7 protein-coding genes are annotated in these 8,340 nt (G+C 55.3%); 3 read left to right on the top strand and 4 right to left on the bottom strand.

Annotated elements, in window-relative coordinates; all coding sequences use genetic code 11:
- Positions 1-228: 228 nt before the first annotated feature.
- Positions 229-690, top strand: a complete 462-nt coding sequence (locus HV796_RS38900; protein WP_175233107.1) for a glycosyltransferase family 9 protein — start codon at positions 229-231, stop codon at positions 688-690.
- Between the two features lie 251 nt (positions 691-941).
- On the opposite strand, the gene HV796_RS38895 is transcribed toward HV796_RS38900, so the two are convergent.
- Both HV796_RS38895 and HV796_RS38890 read right to left on the bottom strand, forming a co-directional pair.
- The gene (locus HV796_RS38895; protein ID WP_175233106.1) at positions 942-1,544 is read right to left on the bottom strand and encodes an O-linked N-acetylglucosamine transferase family protein; all 603 of its coding nucleotides are present in this window, start codon (positions 1,542-1,544) and stop codon (positions 942-944) included.
- A complete protein-coding gene (locus tag HV796_RS38890; protein WP_175233105.1) occupies positions 1,541-3,022 on the bottom strand; it encodes a tetratricopeptide repeat protein in 1,482 nt (493 codons plus the stop codon). Before HV796_RS38890 ends, HV796_RS38895 begins: the two co-directional genes overlap by 4 nt.
- A 648-nt stretch (positions 3,023-3,670) precedes the next feature.
- Here HV796_RS38890 and HV796_RS38885 point away from each other — a divergent pair.
- Entirely contained in the window at positions 3,671-4,681 is a 1,011-nt protein-coding gene (locus HV796_RS38885; RefSeq protein WP_175233104.1) for a hypothetical protein, read from the top strand.
- Positions 4,682-5,874: 1,193 nt separating this feature from the next.
- Here HV796_RS38885 and HV796_RS38880 read toward each other — a convergent pair.
- Both HV796_RS38880 and HV796_RS38875 read right to left on the bottom strand, forming a co-directional pair.
- Positions 5,875-6,711, bottom strand: a complete 837-nt coding sequence (locus HV796_RS38880; RefSeq protein ID WP_246356318.1) for an alpha/beta hydrolase — start codon at positions 6,709-6,711, stop codon at positions 5,875-5,877.
- 82 nt (positions 6,712-6,793) lie between these two features.
- The gene (locus HV796_RS38875) at positions 6,794-7,570 is read right to left on the bottom strand and encodes a DUF4118 domain-containing protein (protein ID WP_175233102.1); all 777 of its coding nucleotides are present in this window, start codon (positions 7,568-7,570) and stop codon (positions 6,794-6,796) included.
- 51 nt (positions 7,571-7,621) lie between these two features.
- On the opposite strand from HV796_RS38875, the gene HV796_RS38870 reads away from it, so the two are divergent.
- Positions 7,622-7,852 (top strand): hypothetical protein, encoded by a 231-nt coding sequence (locus HV796_RS38870; protein ID WP_175233101.1) that lies wholly within the window; start codon positions 7,622-7,624, stop codon positions 7,850-7,852.
- Positions 7,853-8,340: the final 488 nt, after the last annotated feature.

The raw sequence follows: 8,340 nt of genomic DNA, 5'->3' as shown, positions 1-8,340 counted from the left end.
GCGGTGCTGTGCGGCGCTGGCCATAACCTGCGGATGATCCTCAGGAAGCTGCGGCTTTTTTGCGCCCGCGTTCTTGTCGCGTTGTTCGTTTCTGCCGATCAGAGAACGCCCGTCGTCTAACGCCGACGACGGACAAAACGCTTTATTCAGGGCGGACTACATAGCGTCGGACTTGTCAGCGGAGCGAGCCGACACCCGAGACTCCACATACACGAGAACCTTGACATCGTGCCCCACAAAGTTGTTGTCCGCACCACCGGATCCAACCGCGAACTAGCAGGCGAATCCGCGATCCGATACAAGTCCGGTGAAGATGAGGTCAGGGTCATGAGCGACAGCGTTATTGCGGCGATCGCCCGCAACTACAAGGACTGGATGATCGTGCAGGTAGGTGCCGCGGACGATAAGCCCATCAATGCGCGTAATGTGATTGACCAGCGGGGCCGACTTAGCATTTGGGAGACCGCGGCGGAAATCGTCACTGCAGCGAGGTTTGTTGGCGTAAATTCCGGGCCTATGCATATCGCGAATTGTTACCCGCGCGTATCTAAACGCATCGTGCTAATGGAGTTCAGTATGAACTATTTCACCAAATGCGAGAAAGGCGTTCCCTTTCCCTTGCGCCCAGGTGACGTACGCAACTGGCTGACCAGTTGGCTGGATCCGGCACACTTACTTCAACAGATTTGACCGGGACTTCGGTATTTCGCTGTCTTATCTTCAAATCTGACACCTCTCGCCCAAGGTTCCCGGTACAAACTGATTGGGGGCGCCGTTAGCAACCACCGTCGTCACCTGCTCTCACACCGGAATCCCCGTATAGCGAGTACAACCATAACGCGCACGTTCGGCCCGGATGCGACAGTCTGATCCGAGAGCGCAGCTTGTCGCCCGGCCGGCGCCACAAGCGCTTATCGCACCCTCACTGCGATGCGCCGTTGTTACCTCCTGCACCACCTACTCCAGATTTCCCGGTACACCGCTTCCATGTGTGACGCGAAACTCGCGCCATCCATCAGTGTGGAGCTTTCGATACTGTCGCGCATTGCTTGCCGAAGGCGCGCGAGACCCCGCAAATCGCTGCAAAGCCGCGATGCGACATGGACAAAATCTTCGTCAGTAAAGGCAATCAGATCGCGCAAGCCAAGATTCGAGAGCAGACTGAATCCACTCCGCCCAACAGCCGTATTTCCGACGCGCGACACCACCGGCACGCCCATCCAGAGAGAATCAAGAGTAGTCGTGTGCCCATTATATGGGAATGAATCCAGTCCGATATCAATTTCATGATAGGTCCGAAGATATGAATCGCGCGGCTTAAATGGCACGAATTCCACCCGATCCATTGGGATACGGACTTTTTCCATTCTGTCACGCAATCGAACTGGTGTTTTTCCATCAAGCGCCAGCAACAACAGTCTTGAGGAATCGACAGCATGCAGGACACTGGCCCACATAATGAGCGTACGATCCGTAAATTTGCGCGGGTTGTTCAAACACCCAAATGTTATGTATCCCCGTTCCAAGGCGGGTAAATTATTCACTGGCACGTCCGCACTTGGATCGTAGCACCAGAAGGACGAAGGCAATCGGATTGAGCGCTCGCTGTAGTGCGCATCATTTTCAGGTCGGTCAGTCGATAGTCGACCGAACTCATGCCTGTTGTCCCTGGATAAGCAAGCCAAGCCACCTGGATTGGAGATGGTCGCCGGGCAAAAACGAGTGGCCGCGCATCGGCCATATGCATAGTGAGGTCAATCAGGATATCTATTCGGTCGTCGTTAATTTGCTTCGCCAAATCAAGGTCCGAAAGAAATTTAACGTCTCTCCATACATCCGCGTATGTGGAAATTCGCCTCGTAACTTCATCTTCGACACGGGTGAAAGAGTAAAGAAAAATTTCAAATTTTTCGTGATTATGGTGACGCAGAAGCGGCGTCGTAAACAGCGATTGACAGTGATCCCGGAAATCCGGCGACACGTATCCAACGCGTATCCGCCTACTAACAGACGGCTCGTTTTTATGAGATAGTTTCTCATGAAGTAACGGCGTCTCGTAGCGCGTGGCCCAGCGTCTGCACTCTTCGAGGACGGTCGCCCCCTCCTCGGCCTGAAACATTAACGAATAGACAAGGTTACTGTGTAGTCGCATGCTGTTCGGTGCGCAATCAACGGCGCGCCGCATATGCGCGATACCTTCGTCAAGTGATCCGAGATCTCTCAGCAACCGCCCGAGCTCTCCATGAGCAGCCGCATGATTGGGCTCAATAGTCAGAGCATGTCGATACGCCGATTCGGCCGGAGTTGAGTCTTGGAGTCCGAGCAGATTATGATAAAGCCTACCCAGATTAAAATGAGCGTCGGCGAATCGAGGCGCAATCGAGATCGCCCGCAGAAACATTGCTTCAGATTCTTTATATCGGCCAGTTGCCAGCAGTATGCCCCCCAGAGTATTACAGGCTTTGTCAAAATTTGGATTATTTTCCAGTGCCTTTCGAAATGCCGCCTCTGCGAGATCGATATAATCTCTCCCGTTTGCCCCTTTGAGTAGAACGTTACCGAGATTATAAAACGCCAAGGCGAAGGTTGGGTTTGCTGCGATGGCCTTCCTGTATGCCGCCTCCGCTTCAGCCAGATTCCCTTGAGCCATATATAACAGACCTAGATTGTTGTATGCCTCGGGAAAATCTGGCGAAATCGATATTGCTTTTTTATAAACCAGTTCGGCCTCGAAAACATCACCTTTGTTTTGGAGAATAAGTCCAAGGTTACAGTAAGCTTCAGCATTATCACCATATGATGCAATCATGCTTCTGTAATGCCGCTCTGCCCCCACGTTGCTGCCAAGTGCAAGTAGACAAGCGCCAGCGAGATTCAAAAGGAATACGTCGCTCCTCCACGAATCAGGCTGCAGTTCCAGCAACTCTAACAATTCCCGATACTTTGCAGCCTCGTAGAGAGACTTCGCCATGTGACGAAGATCGGTATCACTGGTGACATCGGCCAAAAAATTGAAGTTCACAGTGTCTTGTCCATAGGTAGATGGTTCGGGCTTCTCTCGGACCTGGCATTTCCGCAACATGCAAATAGTATGCCGCAACAAGCACTCACCGAACATCTCCGAAGAGGACCTTCCTAGCGCCCGATTCGGTGCAATTGGATAACGTCGTTCGCGCATCATGGCGTTTGCTGGCTGCGCGGTTTCGGCCAACGAATACGCAGATCGGAATCTCGGCGGTGCTCCCTCAGGGTAACGCAGGATCGCAGAAACACCGCAACGGGGCGATGAGATGATTCGCGCCGTCACTGACGGTTTTTTCCCAGCCAATCAAATGCCGAAAGAGCTCACATCCAGTCGCGCCTGAGGGACGAAGGTGCCCGCTCCACAAAACAAATGATGGCACTAGAAATGGCAAGTTTGATCTTGAGAAGCGAGCAGCCGATCCAGGCACTTATCTGTCGGCATTTTTGGAGTTTTTGACGTCACCCATAGAGCCCACCATTGTGCTTGCCATGATCGAACGAAACCACCCTATCGACTGCCGTCATCCCCGCGATGCCAGAGGAGAATCCGCGGCCCTGTTGATCAAACTCCTTGTACTTCCCGGTAGACGTTGGACAAGTCGAGGGAGGGAACCGGCAGCCCATTGGACATGCTCGCGCTGATGGCGTGGGCGCAGGACTGGGCACGCCGGCCGATTGGCTGATTCGCTCGACACGCGAGTGCGCGCTGCCCGAGGAAGCGAAGCTGCCGGCGGCGACGACAGAAAGCGCACCGCGCGGCGAGATTGCCTTGGCTCGCGGCGCAGTGTTAAAGGCACGGCAAGTACGTCAGCACGTATGGTTGCAGCGGCTACATTATGCGAAAACTGGGGCAAAAAGGTTTTGCGACGCCGTATTGAACGAGTTGATGAACAAGCGTGAACGCGTTGGCAATCTCGGCAACCGTGTCAATCTTTCGACGCGAGGCCTCGCCGACAAGATTACGGGTTTGGAGCACACACGGATTAACGCACTCGAAAACGATACGAAGAGTTCTCGCCCCGAGCTGAACAGCCACAAACTATTGAAAGGGTTATACCCGCTGGTCGCGGGTGATAGCAACGTACTTCGCGACGTTGCGCAGTTTGCGCGGTTGCAGAGCATCCTTGATCTCGCCTTTGGCGACGAAGCGAGTTTCAGTCTCCCGGAGAGCTTTCGTCCCATGCGGACGACCGGAAAAGGAATTAGCGCAGCAGGCATTTTCGGTGCGAAAGTAGCAATGGGCACGGCCGAACTAAGCCCCGTTTTCGAAGTTGCAGGCGCCGAGGTCAAAGGCACAGGCGAATGGACCGGAAGGCGGACCAAACTTCAATTGTGGCTTGCACCACACACCGCGCGAGGGAAGGCGTCTGGCAATAATACAGCGATCGAACAAAGCCAATCGGAGCACCTCATGGTGAGTGATCCAGCCCTGAAGACATATCTGGCTAGCGTAGAGACTGAAGGACAAAGCCGGCTCGACCGAGGCATTAGGACATTGGAAGAACAGGTGAACGCCTTGTTACCGATGCGTAGCGAGATGATGTCAAACGGTTCTTCCGATAACATGAGACTTGAAGCAAAAGAGGTCTTTGGCAAGAAGCTTATCGCACTGGTCGGGACTTTTAAACTCAATGCGTCGGACATCAAAGGGACGTGAAACAGTGAAGCGCTCGAAATCCTCGTGGCTCGACGCTGGAACTATTTTTCCTTCGACTATGCGCAAGCTAGCATTGAACCAAATGCGTGCAAATCAATCGGAACTGGAGACCCTCGGCGAGCGTATCATGCGGCGCGATATCCTGATGCCAATACACCATCTGTATCAGGCTGCGTCGATCCAGTTGATCGCAGCTCGGCGCTAGCAGGAAAAGAGCCCCGGGTTCGACCTGACGCTTCCGACCTATCGTCTCGGCCGGGAAGAGCGCGCGCTATTCAACCGGTCGCTTCGAAACTTGTCTGGGACCGTTTCCGATAAATGCACCTCAGGTCACGAGCTTTTTGGCGAGAATGGCGATGCTGTCAGCATGACTGTATCGGACCTTCATCACGTCGACCCGGCTCTGCGCGACGCCCTGGCACGGAAGATAGCTGAACGATTGGTAAGTCATCTTCAGCGGGGGACGATCAACGTGCGAACCCAATACCCACGCCTACCGTTTTAACCCAGTCATGAAGGGCCGGGCCAAGAGTGAGCGATCCGGCAGTTGAGGACGCAAAGGAGCTTGAACGGCTGCCGCCGCACTGGCGCTGGCCCTCGCCAAACGAAGGCTTATAGAGCATTCATGGTGCAAATCATCGAGGCCCGATGCGCAGATTGGCGATTGAGCGGCGCCCGGCGCGTGGGGTTCTTTGTCTGCGCCGGTCTTCGTTCCGGTCCGTTGCCGGCAAGGAACTGAAGCGCTCAACGCATGTGCAACGACACACATCCGGTATGACTCGCGGCGGGACGGCTAGCGCCGCGACTGCGGGAATTCCGTTGAACGCGCAGCCCCCAACGCACCGGCGAACGTGCTTCCTGCAAGGAGAATCAGGCCGGTGACGTTTGATGTGGAATCGTCGGAGCAGCGATTCTAATCAGCAGAACAAGAGCGCCAGGAACATACCTACCCGACAAAACGCTCACGCGCTTGTGCACTAAGCGTGAGATGTGGGTCGGGATTACTGATTCACGACAGCCATCTCTTCGATGATGTTGAAGGGTGTCAGGTCATCAATTCGTTGCGTCTTGAAAGCGCTTGTACAATTGCTTCGCCGGCCGCCGTGTTTCTCCGGCTATACTATTTTCTTATACCCGACCACGTTCGATACTGGGCATTTCGGCCAAATTTTCGCACGCGCTACCAGACCGTTTCACTTGCTGATCTTTTCCACTGCCGCCAATTGTCGCAGGCGCCGTGCGAGCGCCTTCGAGACTACCGGTCGAGCCGATGCACCCGCGGTACCGCGCGCAACTTCACTTTGACGAAGGAACAACGCAGTTTCTCGCGCGACCATTTCACGCTCGTTGTCAGAGGTGATCATGTGATACGAATCGTCGAGCCACAACGTACGCAGAAAGTTTGCCCCGATGCGTTCAATCACAAAAAGGGCATTGCGCGGGCTCGACGTTTCATCATCGATCGCATGAATGACGAGTGTATCATTCCGCACAGAAGCGACATCCTTGCGTGCAGCGCGCGACAAACGCAACGCCTGATGTAGCGCCGGCAAAGAAATCGTCGATGGACCGACTTCACTGAATTTGTTACGCCGCATCTCACGTGCGATCTTCTTTCTCAACGCCTTATTTCGGATACCGAATGGCTCACCCTCGCGGTAACGGTATCGACGGCGCATCGGCGTGAAGTATGCCCAATCGAGCAGGAAGCGATACCACGGAATTGCCCAGCCGTCGTACGCAAGCGTGAGTGAAAGCAGCACGAGTGCCTGCGCGCCGGGACGCTCGTTGATCAATCGCAGCGCAAGCGCCGCGCCGATCGATAGTCCGCAGACTGATACGCATTCGTACCGCGCGGCGAGCATATCGAATGAGTGAACCGAGGCTTCGACCCAGCGCTCCATCGGCAACTCCCCCGACGCCGCGCTATAGCCCTCAATGAAGGGCGCATACACTGTGAATCCCTCGTTTCGCAGATAGCGGGCGAGGTAGCGCAATTCGAGCGGTGAGCTCGACAAGCCGTGCAGCATGAGCACCGCATGCGTGCCGCCCTCGCTGAAGAAGCTCTCCGGATGGCCATCGGGCGGGGCAGCCCCCGCGTCGGGCCCGATGTCAGCACTCAATGCGCAGGACAAGGAAATCGCCCACATGTGTCGCAAAGCGCTCACAACTACCATCCGTAAGCTGGAATTCCTGCTCATGCTGCCTGCTGCGAAGACGAACGCGATGATTCCCAGGCCATAGTGCATTGACGAAGCGTTCAACGTCAGCAGGATGCAATGCGTCGAACAGCGGGCCCGGTGTAACTTCGACTGGTCCGACCATCTTGCGTGTCGCCCGTTCGTGCGCAGTTGCGCCCCGCCCGGCGTTAAGATCCGGTCCCTTGATGAGAATGAAGCCGTCATGGTATCGCACGAGATGACGGAGCATACGATGCGTCTCATCCACCGCACGTCGTGCCAGCATACGTTCGTTATCGTGACGCAGTAGCATCTCGTAGCGAGACTTCGCGACCGATGCTATAAGCTCGGCACGAAACTGCTCGCGGCGCAAGCGCTCGATTAGCACGATCAAGATCAGCGTGACAAACGGATACGGCGCTAGCAGGATTCTATTACGGATACCTAAGCATAAGATTTTGCTGCAAGAAGGGGCATACATAAGATCAGCGATGCCGAGACCGAATACCATGACGGTTAGCGCCGGCGCCAGGCCGAAATAGTACTCGACCAGTGAAGCGGCGATGCAGAAGATCGTACCCGGAAACATCGGCGCGAAAGCAGGATGCAAGGCGATGCGCAGGGCGCTCGCGACGGCGAGCACGCCAGCAGCGAAGCACCACCGGCGGGCGCCCCCTGGCGCCCAGTTGCGGGCATTACGAACTTTCATGTGCTCCTGGAGCGCCGTTATTCCGGCGGGCCACGACACTCGGACATGTGTGTGGACCTGGCGCTTTGCCTATCAACAATTCAGGATTGCGACAGAATGCTGCGCGGCGCTGAACAATCAGCGGTAGTCGCATTCCTGCCAGCCGTTTCAATGGCTGGTGATACTACCACCGATTACAGCCATGAGAATCTCGATATCAGTAACGAATCAATCATTGTTTCGCCTGTTTCGCCGTGTGGTACTGAATCGATCGGTTCAGCGCATGCCCTCTGTGGTAAATGACGAATCCGGATGATTGAGTACTGCAAGCGCCGCCATTTTCAGGCGACAATGACCAGGCCAAAACAGGTTTTTCGGTTGCCGCGAACCCAAATGAACTTCCGCTGTGGCTGTGCATCAACAGCAGCAATAATCTCATGCTTCGCTACACCAACGCCCAAGTGTGGACAATCATCCCCCATTGACGTACGGGCGACCTGGCGAATGACACGCCGGGCGGGAAGAGCAAGCCCGCGCAGTAGCTGAGCGGCGTTGGGTCGAATCCGGATGCGATCTGGAGGAGCCCCTTCAGGTTGGCTCTTGAAAGAAACTTCCTAGGGAAGATGTTCAAAACGGTCGAATCGGTCGCCCACTTCGACGCAAGGCCGCCAGGCGGATTTGAGGAAGCGTAGCACGCAGATTCGAGGTGATTTCCGGGGTGTGCAGCACAGTGGCGCATATGCCATATGCCAGCTCCTGCGTGGCTCATGCCCGAGCCTCCAGAATCCGGT

Origin of the sequence: Paraburkholderia humisilvae (assembly GCF_902859855.1) — a bacterium.
Taxonomy (GTDB): domain Bacteria; phylum Pseudomonadota; class Gammaproteobacteria; order Burkholderiales; family Burkholderiaceae; genus Paraburkholderia; species Paraburkholderia humisilvae.
Note: the sequence above shows the minus strand (reverse complement) of the source record. Positions and strands in the feature narration are given on the sequence as shown.